Annotated in this window: 15 protein-coding genes; 8 read left to right on the top strand and 7 right to left on the bottom strand. The window is 74.1% G+C overall.

Features of this window, described 5'->3' with window-relative positions; genetic code table 11:
* The first annotated feature begins 49 nt into the window (after positions 1-49).
* Together ACIQPQ_RS23040 and ACIQPQ_RS23035 are read left to right on the top strand one after the other, a co-directional pair.
* Entirely contained in the window at positions 50-1630 is a 1581-nt protein-coding gene (locus ACIQPQ_RS23040; RefSeq protein WP_401306403.1) for a DEAD/DEAH box helicase, read from the top strand.
* Positions 1631-1761: 131 nt separating this feature from the next.
* Entirely contained in the window at positions 1762-2436 is a 675-nt protein-coding gene (locus tag ACIQPQ_RS23035; RefSeq protein ID WP_401306400.1) for a hypothetical protein, read from the top strand.
* A 37-nt stretch (positions 2437-2473) separates the two neighbouring features.
* Here the strand turns inward: ACIQPQ_RS23035 and ACIQPQ_RS23030 are convergent, their stop codons facing one another.
* Entirely contained in the window at positions 2474-2782 is a 309-nt protein-coding gene (locus ACIQPQ_RS23030) for a DUF6191 domain-containing protein (protein WP_383769564.1), read from the bottom strand.
* Between the two features lie 66 nt (positions 2783-2848).
* On the opposite strand from ACIQPQ_RS23030, the gene ACIQPQ_RS23025 reads away from it, so the two are divergent.
* Both ACIQPQ_RS23025 and ACIQPQ_RS23020 read left to right on the top strand, forming a co-directional pair.
* Complete coding sequence (locus ACIQPQ_RS23025; protein WP_401306398.1) at positions 2849-3244, top strand: antibiotic biosynthesis monooxygenase family protein; 396 nt, start codon at positions 2849-2851, stop codon at positions 3242-3244.
* An 11-nt stretch (positions 3245-3255) separates the two neighbouring features.
* Complete coding sequence (locus ACIQPQ_RS23020; RefSeq protein ID WP_383769569.1) at positions 3256-3642, top strand: hypothetical protein; 387 nt, start codon at positions 3256-3258, stop codon at positions 3640-3642.
* 36 nt (positions 3643-3678) lie between these two features.
* Here the strand turns inward: ACIQPQ_RS23020 and ACIQPQ_RS23015 are convergent, their stop codons facing one another.
* The gene (locus tag ACIQPQ_RS23015) at positions 3679-4494 is read right to left on the bottom strand and encodes a HEAT repeat domain-containing protein (protein ID WP_401306395.1); all 816 of its coding nucleotides are present in this window, start codon (positions 4492-4494) and stop codon (positions 3679-3681) included.
* 171 nt (positions 4495-4665) lie between these two features.
* On the opposite strand from ACIQPQ_RS23015, the gene ACIQPQ_RS23010 reads away from it, so the two are divergent.
* Positions 4666-5070, top strand: coding sequence for a luciferase family protein (locus ACIQPQ_RS23010; protein ID WP_383769574.1), 405 nt, complete (start codon positions 4666-4668; stop codon positions 5068-5070).
* A gap of 42 nt (positions 5071-5112) precedes the next feature.
* Here the strand turns inward: ACIQPQ_RS23010 and ACIQPQ_RS23005 are convergent, their stop codons facing one another.
* Positions 5113-5475 (bottom strand): DUF952 domain-containing protein, encoded by a 363-nt coding sequence (locus tag ACIQPQ_RS23005; RefSeq protein ID WP_401306393.1) that lies wholly within the window; start codon positions 5473-5475, stop codon positions 5113-5115.
* Between the two features lie 330 nt (positions 5476-5805).
* Between ACIQPQ_RS23005 and ACIQPQ_RS23000 the strand changes: the two genes are divergently transcribed.
* Positions 5806-6483 (top strand): TIGR00266 family protein, encoded by a 678-nt coding sequence (locus tag ACIQPQ_RS23000; protein ID WP_401306390.1) that lies wholly within the window; start codon positions 5806-5808, stop codon positions 6481-6483.
* 257 nt (positions 6484-6740) lie between these two features.
* On the opposite strand, the gene ACIQPQ_RS22995 is transcribed toward ACIQPQ_RS23000, so the two are convergent.
* Complete coding sequence (locus tag ACIQPQ_RS22995; protein WP_401306487.1) at positions 6741-8072, bottom strand: LCP family protein; 1332 nt, start codon at positions 8070-8072, stop codon at positions 6741-6743.
* A gap of 398 nt (positions 8073-8470) precedes the next feature.
* Complete coding sequence (locus tag ACIQPQ_RS22990; RefSeq protein WP_401306388.1) at positions 8471-10183, bottom strand: lysyl oxidase family protein; 1713 nt, start codon at positions 10181-10183, stop codon at positions 8471-8473.
* Between the two features lie 307 nt (positions 10184-10490).
* Here ACIQPQ_RS22990 and ACIQPQ_RS22985 point away from each other — a divergent pair, with 307 nt between their 5' ends.
* Complete coding sequence (locus ACIQPQ_RS22985) at positions 10491-11495, top strand: glycoside hydrolase family 26 protein (RefSeq protein WP_401306385.1); 1005 nt, start codon at positions 10491-10493, stop codon at positions 11493-11495.
* Between the two features lie 118 nt (positions 11496-11613).
* Positions 11614-12384 carry a M23 family metallopeptidase gene (locus ACIQPQ_RS22980; RefSeq protein ID WP_401306382.1) on the top strand — a complete coding sequence of 257 codons (771 nt, stop codon included), beginning with the start codon at positions 11614-11616 and terminating at the stop codon, positions 12382-12384.
* A gap of 334 nt (positions 12385-12718) precedes the next feature.
* On the opposite strand, the gene ACIQPQ_RS22975 is transcribed toward ACIQPQ_RS22980, so the two are convergent.
* Both ACIQPQ_RS22975 and ACIQPQ_RS22970 read right to left on the bottom strand, forming a co-directional pair.
* Positions 12719-15091, bottom strand: a complete 2373-nt coding sequence (locus ACIQPQ_RS22975; protein ID WP_401306379.1) for a LuxR C-terminal-related transcriptional regulator — start codon at positions 15089-15091, stop codon at positions 12719-12721.
* A 335-nt stretch (positions 15092-15426) separates the two neighbouring features.
* On the bottom strand, positions 15427-15936 hold the full coding sequence (locus ACIQPQ_RS22970; protein WP_383769591.1) for a hypothetical protein: 510 nt from the start codon (positions 15934-15936) through the stop codon (positions 15427-15429).
* Positions 15937-16403 lie beyond the last annotated feature (467 nt).

The raw sequence follows: 16403 nt of genomic DNA, 5'->3' as shown, positions 1-16403 counted from the left end.
CGGGCCCCGGCCCGTGTGCGAATCGGGTGCCGCTTCGAGGAAGGTCCGCATGAACCGCCCAGCTCGTACGACCAGCAGCTCCACCGGCTCCGGCCGGGGCAACCGCGTCCGCTCGCAGGGAACGGGCCGCCCGAGCGCCGCGTCCCGTTCGAACGGCGCGTCCACGTCCCGAGCGGCCAAGTCCGGGCGGGGCAACGGCCGCGGCGGCCGCCCCGCCGCCGCGGGAGGCGAGTTCGCGCTGCCGGTCACCGTGACCCCGGCCCTGCCTCCCGTCGCCTCGTTCGCCGACCTCGACATGCCGAAGCGGCTGCTGACCGCCCTGGACGCCGAAGGCGTGACCACCCCCTTCCCCATCCAGGCCGCCACGCTGCCCAACTCGCTGGCCGGCCGGGACGTCCTCGGCCGCGGCCGCACCGGCTCCGGCAAGACCCTCGCCTTCGGCCTCGCCGTCCTGGCCCGCCTCGACGGACAGCGCGCCGAACCCCGGCAGCCGCTGGCCCTCGTCCTCGTGCCCACCCGCGAACTCGCGCAGCAGGTCACCGACGCCCTCACCCCGTACGCCCGCGCCCTGCGGATGCGGCTCGCCACCGTCGTCGGCGGACTGTCCATCGGCCGCCAGGCGAGCGCGCTGCGCGGCGGCGCCGAGGTCGTCGTGGCGACGCCGGGACGGCTCAAGGACCTCATAGACCGTGACGACTGCCGCCTCGACCAGGTCGTCGTCACCGTCCTCGATGAGGCCGACCAGATGGCCGACATGGGCTTCCTGCCGCAGGTCACCCGCCTCCTCGACCAGGTACGCCCCGACGGGCAGCGGCTGCTGTTCTCCGCCACCCTCGACCGCAACGTCGACCGGCTGGTGCGCACCTACCTGGACGACCCGGTCGTCCACTCCGTCGACCCGTCGGCGGGCGCCGTCACCACCATGGAGCACCACCTGCTCCACATCGAGGACGACGACAAGCACGCCACCACCACCGAGATCGCCGCCCGCGACGGGCGCGTGATCATGTTCCTGGACACCAAGCACGCCGCCGACCGGCTCGCCAAGAAGCTGCTCGCCGTCGGTGTGCGGGCCTCGGCGCTGCACGGCGGCAAGTCGCAGTCGCAGCGCAACCGGACGCTGGCCCAGTTCAAGGACGGGCACGTCACCGTCCTGGTCGCCACCAACGTCGCCGCCCGCGGCATCCACGTCGACAACCTCGACCTCGTCGTCAACGTCGACCCGCCGGGCGACCACAAGGACTACCTGCACCGCGGCGGCCGTACGGCCCGCGCGGGCGAGTCCGGCACCGTCGTCACCCTCGTCCTGCCGCACCAGCGGCGCGAGGTGACCCGGCTGATGGCCGACGCGGGCATCACCCCGACGACCACCCGGGTCCGCTCCGGCGGCGAGGAACTGAGCCGGATCACCGGCGCGCAGGCCCCCTCCGGCGTCCCCGTCGTCCTCACCCCGCCGCCCGCCCCGCAGGAGCGCTCCGGCCACAACTCCGGCGGCGCCCGCCGCTCCGGCGGCCGAGGCCGCCCCGGCCAGGGCCGCCGCCGCTCCGCCTCCTCCTCCACGTCCGCCTCGTCGTCGGCGTCGGCGAACTCCGGTTCCTCGGGGCGCGGGGGGCAGCGCAAGTCCCGCTGAGGCGCCGTACCGGTTCAGACGCCGTACCGGTCGAGACGCCCTACCGGCTGAGCCCCCACCCGTCTCCCGTCCCGTTGTCGGACCCCGCTGTTAGCCTCGGCGGGGTCGGAGTCGGGGTGGGGAGGCTTGCGGTGGGGGCACGTTCGTTCATGGTCGCGGCGCGGGTGCCGATGGCGCGCGACGGCTTCGAGGCGTGGCTGCGCGCGCCGCTGCCGGGCCTCGACCGGATCGAGAACCCGGCCGCGATGTACGCCGGTTGGGACGCCGAGGGCACCGACCCGGACTGGGACCTGGCCGCCCTCGACGGATATCCGGCCGCCGACGCCGTCCGCGCCGACCGCTCCGCGACCCCGCTCGACCGCCTGGCCGCCCGCGCCGCCCAGGGCTTCACCCTGGCCCGCCACCGCGACGAGGCGCTGGAGATCTACCTCTACGACTACTACGACGACGCCCACCGCGCGCGCACCGATCTGCTGATGCTGGCCGGGGTGGGCCGGTTCGCCCCCGGCGCCGCCGAGGCGCCGGTCCTGTACTGGGGCGGGGACGTCCACCCGGGCCTCCCCCTGCCGGGGCAGTCCCCGCTCGCCGTGCTGCTGGTGGGCGCGGAGCGCGCGAGGTTCACCGACCGGTACCCCGTCGGCACACTCGTCGCGGACCTCGGCCCCGTGGAGGCGGCGTTCCTCACGGCGGTCGAGCACAGCGAGAGCGGCGGAAGCAGCGACGGAGACGGGGGCGGCGGAGGCGGGGAGTCGGGCGCCGAGCTGCTCGACGTCCTGATCCGGGACCGGCTCGTCCGGAACGGCTGAGAGCCGGACGGAGCGGGCCGGGGCGAGCCCTCGGGCCTCAGGGGACCCGGATCACCGCGGTGCCGCCGTCCAGGTCCACCGTCGTGCGGTGCGGCGGGGCGCCCTCGTCCTCGTCGGCGCGCAGGAGCAGCGACGACTGGCGTTCCCTCAACTCGGACTGTTTGCCCGGGGAGAAGCTCGCGTGCAACTGCTCGAAGCCGGTGGCCGAGATCTGGCCCTGCCGGGTGCCCGTCCGCCAGGGCAGCAGCCCCGCACGCCCCGCGCGCAGCAGGATCTGGTCCACGAAGGCGACGACGGTCAGCACGATGACCAGTCCGGGCAGGGTGACGAAGACGGCGAACTCCACGGGGCCAGTATCGGCGGCCGTACGGGTGAAGGACAGGGGCCGGGACGCCAGGAGCACAATGAAGGCATGAGCATCGTCAAGATCAACGTACTCACCGTCCCGGAAGAGCAGCGCGAGACGCTGGAGAAGCGATTCGCGGCGCGGGCGGGCGCGGTGGAGAACTCGGACGGCTTCGAGTGGTTCGAGCTGCTGCGGCCCGTGGAGGGCACCGACACCTACCTCGTCTACACCCGCTGGCGCAGCGAGGAGGACTTCCAGACCTGGATGTCCGGCCGGGCGCAGGAGGCACACGGGCGCGGCGGCGCCGAGGGCGCCGGGCCCGGCGGAACGCAGGGCGGGGCGCACGGTGGTGGTGAGGGTGGTGGTGAGCGGCCGAAGCCCGCGGCGACCGGCGCGACGCTGTGGTCCTTCGAGGTGGTGCAGCAGGCCGCACCCCGGACGGACGGCGCCCCGGCGGAGTAGGCTCCGTACCCATGGCGCACGCTGATCACCTGCTCGTGGACATCGCCGAGCGGGTCGAGTCGGAGCACAACAGCCGGATGTCGCTCACCGTCGTGATCCCCGGGGCGGTCATCACGGGGCGGCTCGCCCCGGAGTCCCTGTGGAAGCAGCGGGTGGCCGAGGTGCTCAAAGACTCCGCCCAACTGGGCGTGTTCTCCTCGGTGTTCACCCGGCCGTCCGAGCAGGACACGACGTCCGGCAGCGCACCGGCCCGGGACCGCCCCACCCATCTGCACTTCCACGTCGCGCGCATCCTCCAGGGCACGATGGGCATCCCCGACTCGGGCGGCATGTACCGGGTGGCCCTGGAGGACGTGAGCGCCTGGACGGTGGGCGACCTGGGGTACTCCGACCAGTAGCGGGGACCGGCCCGCCGGGCGGAACGGCGGCGCGGGCTACGTCTCCGGGGCGCGCAACTCCCGTACCGCCTCCGCGGCCTTGTGGACCCCGCGGTCCGCGTCGGCCGCGAGGGCGGCGAGGAGGGCGTCCGTGCCGGGCGTGGTCCAGGACGCGACCGCCCAGGCCAGGGCCCGCCGCACGGCGGGGTCCGGATGGGCGGCGAGGCGGGCCAGGCGCGGGAGCGGGCCGCGGCGGCGCAGGCCGTACCAGTGCAGGGTGTCGAGCAGGACGGCCGGGTCTCCGGGGTCGCCGGCCGCCTCGATCCGGGCCAGCAGGACCCGCGGCGCGGGCGGCGGCCCGTCCAGCGAGTGCGGCAGGCGTTCACGCAGGCGGCGCGTGCCGTAGCCGCCGCGCTCCCGGCAGCCGTAGCAGGTGCAGGGGCGGGTGCCGTGGGCGTCCGGGGCGTACCGCCAGCCGCTGACCTGCGGGGCGGCGCGCACCCGGTGGATCTCGCCGGGCCGGACCGCGCGCGGCACGAACACCTCCCAGCCTCGCGGATCGTCGAGGGCGGCGATCCGGCCCACCGCCTCGGCGGCCCGCACGGTCCGCTGCGCGCCGCCGAGCCGGTCCCCGTACCGCCCGACCAGCACCTCCTGCGCGTCGTCCAGCCGCAGATGCACGGCGACCAGGCCGCCGCGGGTGCCGAAGCGGGCGAGTTCGCGCAGCCACTGGTGGGTGAGGGTGTGCGAGGGCAGCACCGGGAAGCAGTACACGCCGCGGAGGCCGTCCTGGCCGTGGCTGACGGCGCGTATCCCGGCCCGGCGGACGCGGGGCGCGGCGGACGCGGAGGTGAGGTGCACGAACATCGCCATGCGCGGACGGTAGCGGAGGGTGACGGAGAGCGTGTCGGCGGGGTCGTACGCCGTCCCGCGGTGCCGCGGACGCCCGCTTTGTCTCCCTGTTGTCCGCCTCTCCGGCGCACGCCCCGGTTACTTTTCCCGCAACCCCTGGTGGACGACGGGTGAGCGGGCGACTATGGCGTCATGACTCTGGCCGACCGCGCCATGCAGCGACTGGAAGTCTGGCCCGACCTCAGTACGGGACAGGCGAGTTGCGGCGCCGGACGGGCGTTGCGCTCCGTCCACAGCGAGATCCTTCACTTCCACTCCGGCCGGGATGTGGACCTGCATCTGACCGTGCCCGCGATCCTGCGCATCCACGCCGATCTGGAGGAGTCGACGGCGGTACGGGTGGTGCCCGGTTCACGCTGGGTCACCGTGCACCTCGACTGCGACACGGACGTCGACCTGCTGATGAGCCTGGTCAGCGTCGCCCTCAAGGCCCATCTCGCCCAGGGCGCGGTGGGCGTCGCGGGCGGCCCGTCCCTCACCTCCTGCAACCTCCACCGCGTGACCCTGGTCCCCCGCGAGGAGCAGGGCCACCGCTGAGCGGGGCGGGGAAACCCGGCGACGCGTGCCGCCCGCCCCGGTTCAGTCCGTCGCGTCCAGGCCCGCCGGGCGGTCCTCCTCGTCCCAGCGGACGATCAGGACGCGGTGGACGGCGGCCCGGTCGAGGGGTCCGTGGACGTGGGGGAAGCGCACGGAGTCGGGGACGCCCGGCGGGGGCACGGGGTCGGCCGCCTCCCAGACGCAGGGCGCGCCGAGCCGTTCCTCGTCCAGCACGACGGCGAGCAGCGGACGCGGCGCGTCCCGGTAGAACGCGCCCGCGACGGCGAGCGTCGTCGCCTCGTCCGGCGCGCAGTGGATGAACCCGTCCCGGCCGAGGGAGGCGGGCGCGTAGGGCAGATCGGGGCACGCGTCCCAGTCGGACCGCGGTACGAGGTGGTAGATCACCGTCCGGTTATACGTCCCGCAGGTCACCGGTGTACCCCACGTGGTGCCGGGCTTACCCGTCTGCTGACCAGGGACGACCGTCCCTGGCAGTTGCCCGTAGCGCCCGCCGAGTCAGGGGGAGGGCTGGTCTTTTGGGCGGCGCTCACCTGGCGGTGGGTGAGCAGGGCGGGTCCGGCTCCCCGCAAGATCGTGCGGGCCGAAGTCCAGGTGGCCCCCAAAAGCAGACCTTCGGTGGCGGCGTGGCGACTTTTGGGGGACGGGGGATAGGGGGGTGGGCGTCGTACGGTCGGGGGGATCAGGTCGGTGGGTCTGCGGTGGGAGTCGGGTGGCATGAAGGTTGATGTGCGGCACGGTCCGTCCTTCGGGGTGGCGCGGGTGATGCTGGAGGCCGGGGAGGGGGTGCGGGCCGAGTCGGGGGCGATGATGGCGACCTCGGCGGGGGTCGAGGTGGAGGCCAGGGCCGAGGGCGGGCTGCTCAAGGGGTTGAAGCGGAGTGTGCTGGGGGGCGAGTCGCTGTTCGTGACCCGGTTCACCGCCGGACCCGAGGGCGGTTGGGTCGATCTCGCGGCGAATCTGCCGGGGGATGTGGTGAGCCTCGACCTCGACGGGGGTGTGAACCTCGCGCGGGGTGCGTGGCTCGCCTCGTCCGGTGGGGTCGAACTGGACACGAAATGGGGCGGGTTCAAGAACCTGGCCGGGGGTGAGGGCGGGTTCCTGGTGCGGGCCGAGGGGCGCGGTCAGGTCCTGGTGGCCTGCTACGGGGCCCTGGACGAGATCGTTCTCGGCGACGGGGAGCGGATGGTGCTGGACTCGGGGCATCTGGTCGCGTTCGACGAGAGCGTCACGTACACCACCCGCAAGGTGACCCGTGGGCTGGTGCAGACGATGAAGTCCGGGGAGGGGCTCGTCTTCGAGTTCAGCGGCCCCGGCACCCTGTGGTCGCAGAGCCGCAATCCGAGCGCTCTCATCTCGTGGCTGACGACGAGGTTGCCGTTCAGCCGAGGGTAGGACCGTCCGGCGGGCGGGGTGCGGGAAACGAAGAGTCCCACCCCGCCTGACCCGGGATGGGACTCTTCGATCGGAGCGCTGGGCAGGCCTTGCACCTGCATTTCCCCGCAGGAAGCGGGGCGTCTTTCCTTGGACGACCAACGCGTGGACCAGGCTCCCGTTCTCCGGGCGGCCCGCTCAAGATCAAGGGTACACCAGTTCTGGGGGTACCTCGCACACCGTCAGATCACCGTCGTGTCGGCCGCGTACGGCGGGTGTCAGGCGAGGTCCGTCAGGTCGAGGTCCGGGCCGACGGTGAGGGTGACGACCCCGGTCTGCGCGTCCGCCGAGGGGGCGGAGCGGGCCTTGGGGAGGCGGGAGGCGAGGACGGCGCCCTGGCGTTCCAGTCCCGCCGGGTAGGAGACGGCCGTACGGTCGACCGTGGACGGGGCGTTGCCGGTGCCGGTGACGGTGAACCCGGCCTGGCGGAGCTTCTCGGCGACGGCGGCGGCCCGCCCGGCCTGCCCGGTGCCGTTGAGGACGCGGACCGACACCTGGGAGGCGTACAGGAGTTGCTTGGTGGCGGTCGCCAACTGGGCCTTGGTGGTCTCGCGGTCCTTGGCGAGGGAGGTGAACAGGTCGGCGGCCTGCGGGTACTGCCAGACGACGTTGGCCCGGTCGGACGGGACGTCCGCCTCCCGCGGGTAGTTGGGCACGGTGAGGAACGCGAGCCGCTTGCTGGGGATGCCCTTCAGTTCGTTGGCGAGGCCGTAGATCGGCTTGATGCCCGCGAGGTCGGGGTCGGTGGTGAGGGACTTGGTGGCGGACTGGAGGACGCCGTAGAGGGCGTCGGGGCTGGTGAGCTTCGACTGGGCCTTCGTGGCGAGGGCGTTCATGAACTCCTGCTGGCGGCCGATGCGGCCGATGTCGGAGCCGTCGCCGACGCCGTAGCGGACCCGGACGTAGCCGAGGGCCTGTTCGCCGTCGACGGTCTGGCAGCCGGCGTCCAGGTCGAGGCGGGCCTTGTCCGATGTGATGGCCTGCTCGGGGCAGACCTCGATGCCGTCGAGGGCGTCGACCATGCCCTTGAAGCCGGAGAAGTCCACCGACATGAAGTGGTCGATGCGCAGGCCGGTGTGGGCCTCGACGGTCTTGATGCTGCACGCGGCGGCCCCGGCGACCTCGCCGCTGCTGCCGCCGAGCGCGAACGCCTCGTTGATCTTCGCCTTGTGCGGGGCGGAGGTCTTGCCGTCGCCCATCTCGCAGGACGGTATCTGCACCCAGGAGTCGCGCGGGAAGGACACGATCGCGGCCCATTTCCGGTTCTTCGGGATGTGCAGCACCATCAGCGTGTCCGACTGCATGGTGGTGAGGTCCTTGCCGTACTTGGCGTTGGCCCCGTCCCGGCTGTCGGAGCCGACGACCAGGATGTTCTTCGAGCCGGGACTGAGGTTCTCCGGCCGGTCGCCGCCGAGTTTGCCGTCCACGTCGGCGGCGTCGATGTTGTTGTTGAGGTCGGTGTAGATCCAGGCGCCGACCCCGCCGACGCCGAGGACGAGCAGGGAGGTCAGTCCCGCGCCCCACACGACGACCCGTCCGCGCCGTGTCAGCCGGGTGCGGCCCGTGCCGCCCGCGGCCCCCGCCGTCTTCCGGGGGTTCCCGTTCGCGCGGGGGTTCCCGGTCCCGCCGTTCGCGCCGGTCCCGCCGCTCCTGCCCGGCGCCGGAGCCCGGCGCCTTCCTGTCCCGCTCACCGGCGTTCGCTCCTTGCCTCGGCCGCTCGTCACCCCGTACACCGTGCTCGGATGGTCCCGCGGTGTGGATCACCGCCGGACGACGGAACCCTACACGCAGGGGGGAATACGTCCCGAAGGCCCGCATGGCTCACCGGACGCGCGCCCCCGCACCCGCCGGGGCGGCGCCCGAGGTGCCCGTGAGCACCCCGGACGCCGCCCGTCTCACCTGGACCGCGGACCCCGCCGGGCCGCGCGGCGCCTCATCGGCCCACCCGTCAGGGGGTGTTGATCAGCTCGTACGGCGGGACCGTCACCGTGCGGGCGCCGGGGGTGCCGCCGAGGACGACCTTGCGCAGGGAGACGTTGTTCTTGAGGTCGGTCTCCTTGAGGCGGTTGGCCGGGTTGGCGAGGACCTCGATGTAGTACGTGCCGTTCGCCAGGTCCGTGATGTCGAAGGACTGGCCGGGCCGGTACTGGGTGTAGGTGTCGCCGGAGCCGACGTCGAGCACCTCGCGCACCGAGATCGAGTTCTGCTGGCCGCACGCGGTGGACAGATCCGTGTTGTACGGGTGCCAGTTGGCGTTCTTCACCGTGTAGTCGACGGCGTCGGTGTTGGCGAGGCAGAACGCCTCCTTGCCGCTGCGGACCTCCTTGGTGCGGTCCTCGCTGAGCAGCCGGTAGCTGGCGAAGTCGGTGAAGTGCCAGTGCTCGTGGCCGATGCGCGGGTCCCACTCCATGGTGCCGGTGGGGGTGTAGCCGATCTGCTTGCCCTGGGCGTCGTAGAAGTACTGGTAGGCGTCCATGAGTTCGGCGCCGGGCTTGCGGAAGCCGTCGACGACGAGGGGCGCGGGTCCGGCGTTCCAGACGTTGGCGCTGAAGGCGAGGTAGTCCTTGCCGGGTACGTCGCCGTCCTCGCCGTCGGTGACGGCGATGTCCCAGGCGGGCAGGGACCGCAGGTCGGGCTTGGGGGCGTCGGCCGGGACGCTCGCGCGGCCGGTGGGCCGCTGGCCGTTGGCCTTGAGCGCGGGCTTGATGCGCGAGCCGTCGGTGTGGCCGCGGCCGTCGCCGAGGTGCTCGGCCTGGCCGCGGGCCTCCAGGGCGTGGGAGAACGCGGGCGGGACGGGCTCGTCGGCGCCGCGCGGCCCGTAGTGGTGCCCGGCGTCCGGCGCGGCGGCCGGGCCGCCGTGGCCCGCGTGCGCGGAGTGCGCGCCGTGGGCGCCGTGGGCGCCCGCCTGCGGGGCGGCGGAGCGCAGGCCGACCGCGCCGCCGTCCTCCGGGGGCGTGCGGACGGTCACCTTGACGGTGGCCCGGTCGTCGGCCATGCCGAAGGCGTCCCGGTACTTCTTCGCGACGGCCACGGTGGCGGTGTACTCGCCGACCGGCAGGTCGACGCGCTCGTCGTAGCCGACGGTGCTGGAGTTGGCCGCCCAGCCCTTCTCGACGCCCCACACCGAGCCGAGGGTGAAGGGGTTGGTGGGGCAGCTCTGCGGATAGTGCGAGGTGGCGGGGGCGTCCGGGTGGATGCGCCCGGAGGCGTTGTTGGGGCAGAAGCCGGAGGCGGTGGTGAGCACCTGCTTCCCGGCGGCGTCCTTCACGGACACCTCCAGGAAGCCCGGCAGCCCGCTGAAGTCCTTGACCAGCCCGGCGGGCAGCGTCTTCGTCTTCACCTTGGTGCCGTCCCGCAGGATCTGCTGGGCCACCACCGGGTCCTTGTACGACTTCCGCGTCACCTTCAGTTCCAGCGGCGCGTTCTCCACCGAGACGTAGGTGCCGAGGTCGAGTTCGACCCCGGCCTCCCCGTCCCACTCCCACCGGTCGAGCGTCACGGACTTCGACGCGGCGATCAGCTTGAGCTGCGGCACCCCCGGCTTGGCCTGCGGCGCGGCCCCGGCACCGGGCGCGGCCCCGGCGACGGCCACCACGGCGAGCGTGGCGGCCCCGGCGGACGCGGCCCGCCGGAGGTTTCTGCGGTGTTCCTGCTTGGTCATCGGTTTCCTCGTCTGCGAGTGCCGTGGTCAGTGGCATCGGACCGGACAAACGCCCGCGCCCGCCCGGCCTCCGACGCACCCCCGGCACGCCCCGGACGGTGCCGCGAACAACCTGACAGAGAGGCAAAGTCGTTACGGGGGTTGCCTGTTGGGGGGAAGTTCACCCGATACGGCTAGGGGTCCGAGGAGATCCGTGAGAAAGGTCCGAACTGCCGTGCGTGGTAGTCGGTCCGGGTGGCTCGGTGGGGAGTGGGGGGTGGCGGGAGGGGGTGGTCGGCATGCTGGGGCGGTGTTCCTGTCTCCCCGCGTGCTTCTCCGCCGTGTGCTTCCCGGCGGGCTTCTGCGTTTTCTGGTCGCCGGGCTGCTGGTGGCCGCCTGTTGCGGGTGCGGGCGGGTCGGTGGCGGGGGTGGTGAACGGGCCGTGCCGGAGGGGGCGTTCGGGGCGTACGTCGGGTACGACGGGGTCGGGGTGCGGCGGATCGCGGGGCTGGAGCGGTGGGTGGGGGCGGGGGCGGCGCCTCGGGTGGGGCGGGCCTATCTGCCGGGCGACGTGTGGAGCAACATCGAGGGCGCGCCCGGGTATCTGGAGGAGTGGGCGCGGTGGCGGCGGGCGCGCGCGGACCGGCTGTTCGTGCTGAACGTGCCGATGCTGGAGCGGACCGAGGGACGGCTGTCCGACGCGACGGTGCGGGCCGAGCTGCGCCGGGGCGCGGGCGGGGCGTACGACGGGCACTTCCGGGCGCTCGGGCGGCGGCTGGTCGGGCTCGGGGTGCCGGACACGGTGCTGGTCGTGGGGTGGGAGATGAACGGGATCACCTACACCCACCGGTGCGGGCCCGATCCCGGGGCCTGGAAGGCGTACTGGGCGCGGATCGTGACGGCGCTGCGGTCGGTGCCGGGGGCGCGGTTCCGGTTCGAGTTCACGCCGAGCCGGGGGCGGGACGCCGTGCCGTGGACCGACTGCTACCCCGGCGACCGGTACGTCGACGTCATCGGCATGGACGCCTACGACCAGCCCGCGGGGATGTCCTTCGCCGAGCAGGTGGCCGAGCCGTACGGGCTCGCGGTGCACGTGCGGTTCGCGGCGGAGCACGGGAAGCCGGTGTCGTACCCGGAGTGGGGGCTCTTCCGCAACGGCGACAACCCGGCCTACGTACGGGGCATGTTGGGCTGGTTCGCGCGGCACCGGCCGCTGTACCAGACGATCACCGACTACTGCCCGCACGGGGTGTGGGGGTGCGGGGAGAACCCCCGGTCGTCGGCGGCGTACCGGGAGGGGATGGGGCGCGGACAGGGCGAACGGGAGGGGTAGGGGGAGAGGAGTACCGGAGGCGTACGGGTAGGGGGCGGGCCGTGTGCGTGTGGGCCGTTCGGGGGAGTCGGCGGCGTGCCCTTCCCTGGGGGTCCCGCTCCGGTCTGATGATCGCAAGATGCGACGAGAACACCATGTGCGGAACCGTTACGGGGCTCTGGCCGCCCTGCTGGCCGTGGTGCTGGTCGGGCTCGGCTCGGCGCCCGCCGGGGCCGGGGGCGACGCGTTCCGCAAGGAGAACGCCCGCGCCGTCGAACGGCACGAGAAGGCCCGCGCCCAGGTGGACCGCCTGCGCTCGGCCGACGCGGGCGGCCCGAAGACCGCCTCGGCGGAACGGCGCCGCAAGTCCATCCGGGCCGACCTCTGGGACCGGCTGTGGGCGGCGTCCCGCGAATCGGGCGACCCGGTCGCCGTCGACCCGTCGGGCCGCGCGGGCCGCTGCCCGGTCGCCCGCGAGCGCAGCCGCGCCCCCGCGAACGGCGGCGGGTGGACGGCCCCGATCCGGAAGTACCGGCTGTCCGCCGGGTACGCCGAGAAGGGCTCGCGCTGGGTCCACCGGCACACCGGCCAGGACTTCGCCGTCCCGTCGGGCACCCCCGTCCACGCGGTGGGGCCGGGCACCGTGCACGCCACGACCTGCGGTGACGGCTTCGGCAACCAGGTCGTGATCCGGCACCCCGACGGCTACTTCACCCAGTACGCCCATCTCTCCCGCATCGACGTCGGCAAGGACCGGAAGGTCGTGGCGGGCCAGCGCATCGGCCTCTCCGGCGCCACCGGCAACGTCACCGGCCCCCACCTCCACTTCGAGGTGCGGATCACGCCGTACATGGGGTCGGCGGTCGCCCCGCTGCCCTGGCTGCGGCGGAAGAACGTCCAGGTGCCGTAGAGCGTGCGGGTGCCGCAGGTCGTCCGGGTGCCGCAGACCGTCCGGGTGGGGTGAGGCGGCAACGGCGGGTGCTGGATGCGTGCTTGGGGGCTGCCCCGCCGACCTGGGGCAGCCCCCCTGTGTGCCGCCGGGGGGAGTTCGGTGCCGGGCGCCTTGCCATGACAGCCTCGGGGAGCCGGCCAGCCGGCCCCCCGGCACCTCCCGATCCCCCGGGCGGCACCGCCAAGGCTGCCCCCCGGCGGACGACGGCGCACACCGGCCGCGCGAAGATCCGTACACGCAGAAGCGGGCCGCCGCCCGCGCGCCGTACGTAGGTATGGGCCGCGGGTGGCCCCTAGGGGCCCGCCACCGACGGGATCTCGGTGCGGGAGGTGATGCCCAGTTTGGCGAGGATGTGCTCCACGTGGGCGTCGACGGTGCGCTTGGAGATGACGAGGCGTTCGGCGATCTCGCGGTTGGACAGGCCGCGCGTGACGAGCGCGGCGACCTCCCGTTCGCGGCGGGTCAGCGCGTCCGTGGACCGCGGCGCGGCGCGCGGCGCCCGCTGTCCCGGCACCGCGCCCCGGCCGCCGGACGCGGGCCGCGGCACGTCGGCGTCGGCGCGGACCGCCTCCAGGACCTCCTGGCCGGACAGCCGCGCCCCCGCCTCCCGCCACCGCTCGAACGCCTCCGCGCCCAGTGCCGCCCGTACCGTCCGCCGGGTCTCCTCCTGCTCCTCCAGCAGCCGCGGCAGCAGCGCCACCGGGTCGCCGCTGAGCCGCCGGGCGTGCTCCGCGTAGCCGAGCAGCCAGCAGGCGCGCACGTGGCGTTCCTGGCGGGCCGACAGCCAGGCCAGGCCGAGGCAGGCGAGCGCCGCGACCAGTACTTCGCCGATCTCGCCCGCCGCCTCCAGGCCCCGCCGCAGGCACTCCTCGCTCTCCTCGGCCGCCCCGGCGTCCGCGGGGGCCCGGCTCCCGTCCGGGGCGCCGGTGAGCGCGAGGATGACCCCGCGGGTGGTGACCGTCGAGCCGTAGAGCTGGCGTTCGCCGCGGTCGGCGAGGTAGGCGAGGCCGGTGGCGCACAGGGCGAGCGCGCCCTCGGTGTCGCCGAACACCGCGCGCAGCAGGGCCGCTTCGTAGTGCACGACGCCGATGCCGAGCCCGTCGTCCAGCTCCAGCAGCCGCAGCCGCGCCGACTCCACGCGGGCCAGGCCCTGTTCGACGTCGCCGCCGAACGCGGCGAGCGCGCCGAGATAGGCCCCGGCGGAGACCTCCACCCGTGTCTCGGCGGCCCGTACGGCGGCCTCGTGGGCGAGCGGGAAGCGTTCCAGCGCGGTGTCCAGGTCGGCGGTCCACACGGCGAAGATGCCGGTCATGTGCAGGCCCCAGGCGCGTTCCGGGCAGTCCTGCGGGACGAGGGCGAGCGCCCGGTCGATCCAGTGCCGCCCCTCGGAGAGGGTGCCCGCGGCCCGCCAGTACGGGCCGAGCCGCGTCGCCGTCCACAGCGCGTCCACCGCCCGGCGCCCGCCCCCGGACCGGCAGCCGTGGTCCAACGCGGCCCGCACGTCCGCGATGTCGTCCCGTACGGCCCGGTGGAGCGCGGCCTGCGCGGGCGAGAGGAACTCGTCCCAGAAGCGGGCGACCAGCTCCTCGTAGTACGTGAAGTGCCGTTCCCGTACGGCCTCCCGCGCGTCCGGGGGGCCTTCCGGACCGTCCGGGCCGTCCGATCCTGCCGGGCGTCCGGCACCGTACTCGCGCAGGGTGTCGAGGAGGCGGTAGCGGGCGCCGTGGCCGTCGACGCGCTGCACGACGGACTTGTCGACGAGCCCGATCAGCGCGGTCATCACCTCCGCGACCGGCAACTCCCCGCCGCCGCAGATCCGTTCGGCCGCGGTCAGCTCGAAGGAACCCGCGAACACCGACAGCCGCGCCCACAGCAGGCGCTCCTGCGGCGTGCACAGTTCGTAGGACCAGTCGATGGCGGAGCGCAGGGTCTGGTGGCGGGTGAGGGCGGTGCGGCGGCCGCCGCCGGTGAGGATCTCGAAGCGGCGGTCGAGGCGGGCCAGCAGCTCGGCCAGCGGCACCGCGCGCAGCCGTACGGCGGCGAGTTCGAGCGCCAGCGGCATCCCGTCGAGCCGGTCGACCAAGGCGAGGGCGCCCTCGTGGTCGGCCTCGGTGAGCGTGGTGACGGCCGCGGCCCGGCTCAGGAACAGGTCGAGGGCGTCGGCCCGGTCCAGCGGGGCGATCTGCACGCAGTGCTCGCCGGGCACGTCCAGCGGCTGGCGGCTGGTGGCGAGGACGCTGAGGCCGGGGGCCTCACGGAGCAGGATGTCGCAGAGCGTCGCGCACGCGTCGACCAGGTGCTCGCACGTGTCGAGCAGCAGCAGGGTCCGGCGGTCGCGCAGATGATCCACGACCACGTCCAGCGCGCTCATCCCCGGCTGCTCGGCCAGTTCGAGCACCCCGGCGAGGGTCGCGGGCACCAACTCCGGGTCGTGCAGGGCCGACAGCTCGACGAGGCGGACGCCGTCCGCGAAACGGGAGGCCGCCGCGCCCGCCGCCCGCAGCGCGGTCCGGCTCTTGCCTACCCCGCCCGGTCCGACCAGGGTGACCAGCCGGGAACGGACCAGTCCCGCCCGGATCAGGGCGAGTTCCTCCGTCCGCCCGACGAAACCGGTCAACTCCACGGGGAGTTGACCGCCCCGCCGCTGTCCGAAGCCGAATCCCATGGCACTCCCGCGCACGCCGACCGCCGACGGCCACCGGTCCCCGGCGGCCCACCACCGGGACCATCACAGCGCACCCGCGGGCGTACCGGGGGTGCATCGCCCCGCCCGGCCGCCGGGACACCTAGGTATCACCCGCTCCGGGGAGCCGGTTCGAAAATCCGCGCGAGGGATGACGGCGGCGGGGCACGCTGCGAGCCGACCGTACGGGGGACGGGCGGGGGACGGACGGGGCACGGGCGGGGACACGGGGGGGCTGCCGCGGCTGCGGCTGCGGCTTCGGCTTCGGCTTCGGCTGCGCCGGGCGAGGGCGAGGGTTGCGGCCGTCTCGGCGCGGGCTACGGCCGTCTCGGCGCGGGCTGTGGGTGGTAGGTCGCCAGGGCCCAGATGACGAAGATGTCGATGGCGATGAGGACGATCGACCAGACCGGCGCGTAGGGCAGGAACAGGAACTGGAGGATCAGGCTCAGCGAGGCCAGCGCGATGCCCGCGACGCGGGCCCAGGCGGCGCCGGTGAGGATGCCCCAGCCCGCCACGGCCGCGATGACGCCGACGATCAGGTGGATCCAGCCCCAGCCGGTGAGGTTGATCTTGTAGACGTAGTCGCCGATCCGGCCGTACACGTCGTCGTCCGCGATGGCGGCGATGCCCTGGAACACGGCGAGGACGCCGTTGACCAGCATCAGCACACCCGCGAAGACGACTCCGCCGGCGGCCCAGCCGGTGTCCCCGGGCGGCTGCCCCGCGGACCAGCCGCCGGAGCCGGTCGGGGCATGACCCGTGCCCTGGTGGGAGGGGTCCCAGACCGGCGATCCCTGGGGCGTTCCGGGAGGAGACGCGTCGCTCATGACCGTGCCCCGCCTCTCTGTCGCTGGAGCTGGCCGGACCTGGCTGGAGGTAGGTGCACCTGGCTGGGCCCGGCTGAAGTAGCTGCACCGGCTGGGCTCGCCGACCGGGCAGGTGTCTCATCCGACGATCCGTGCGGGTGACGGTCTCCACCAGAGGGGCTGCTCCGTACGGGTGAGGGGGTGCGGGTGGACGGGCGGGCGGGGCGGGTCCGGGGGAAGCCCACCGGGAGGACCCCGATACCCGTAGCACCGTAGTCCCGTGGCACCCGTGGCACCGCGCCACGAGAAGTACGGGTACTACGGGTAGCTCTCCCGTAGTACCCGTACTCCCCGCGATCCCCGTAGTACCCGTACTCCCCACGCCGGAGGCGCCATGCCCGCCGTTCCCCGTCCGCTGCCCCGACTCCGGCCACAGCACCGGCTCCGACTCCGGCCCCGGCGCCGGCGCCGTCCGGGTGCGGGTGGGC

The organism is Streptomyces sp. NPDC091281, from assembly GCF_044757425.1.
GTDB lineage: Bacteria > Actinomycetota > Actinomycetes > Streptomycetales > Streptomycetaceae > Streptomyces.
This window is presented reverse-complemented; position numbering and strand designations above follow the sequence as displayed.